A 1,103-nucleotide genomic window follows, 5' to 3' on the forward strand; every position below is an offset into this window, starting at 1 on the left:
AATCATTCAAAGGTTTTAATCTCTCCATTATATCACCCTTTCCTATACTTATATTATATCTTAATTTTTGTTGTATTTTCACTATCTTTTGAAAAGAATTCGCATTTTTTATTAATACAAATTCTACGATAAAAGCAAGAAATATTGTTCGCTTCCCCTAACGAGTAAGGTCGAGGGTGAAGAGATAGTCCAGTGAACTCGTTTTGCTAAAGCAAAACATCGGAACTTCAGGTGGAGACTCTACTCCACCTGAAGCAAAAAGCTTCAATCTCCCACTTATAGAAGTGGGAGTCTTATAGAATCGATAAAAGCAACAAAGATTGTTTGCTTCACTTCAAGTCTTTGTAAGGTACCTGTTCATTACAAAAACTGCAATACAGTTTTTGTTGGTACAATATCAGAAGATATCAAAAATAGGATGCTTGGCTCCAATTGAATATTGGAATCAAGCACCCATATGTGCAGGAATTTTAATTAGATTACCTGTTTACATAAGATGTATCAGCTCATTTTTTGCAATTGGAAGATTTTACACCCCTGGGGTGTTATCTATCACTGCTTTAAATTCTTGATCTCTTCTACACTTAATCCAGTAGCTTTTGACACTGTATCTTCATCCATACCCATAACCAATAGATTTTTGGCTGTTTTGAATATTCCTTCTTTTATTCCTTCTTTAATTCCTTCCTCTCTTGCACTGCTTATCATATTTGCCCTTTCATGAAGTGACTTTTCTCTCGCTTTATAAATCTCTATTGTCTTTGCATCACTACTTAAATATTCAAGTCTTTCCTCTACTCTCTTTATATCTTTATCCATTTCAATCAACTCCTTTAATTTTTCTTCTGAAATATCCTTATTAAAGAAAGTCAACCATCTCTGAAGCCTATCTTCTTTCAAATTCTTTACCTTCAATTCATTAAATTTTGGAATTTCTATGAAATGTATCTCTACCAAATCAGTGAGCATGTAATCCTTAGCTTCATCTTCCCACAGATGAAACTTAGTATGAAATTTATCAAGCTTTATATAATTAAAATCCAATATATTTATAGTTATTACCTTTGACAAATTCTTGTAGTCTTCACCTTTAACTATTGTTT

General features: G+C 32.1%; 1 protein-coding gene. It reads right to left on the reverse strand.

Translation table 11 applies throughout. The annotated features are described in order from the left end of the window. Positions 1 to 552: 552 nt before the first annotated feature. A partial coding sequence (locus tag CLTEP_RS14000) for an Rpn family recombination-promoting nuclease/putative transposase (protein WP_153016361.1) occupies positions 553 to 1,103 on the reverse strand: 551 nt, incomplete at its 5' end.

The organism is Clostridium tepidiprofundi DSM 19306, from assembly GCF_001594005.1.
Classification (GTDB): Bacteria; Bacillota; Clostridia; order Clostridiales; family Clostridiaceae; genus Clostridium_AC; species Clostridium_AC tepidiprofundi.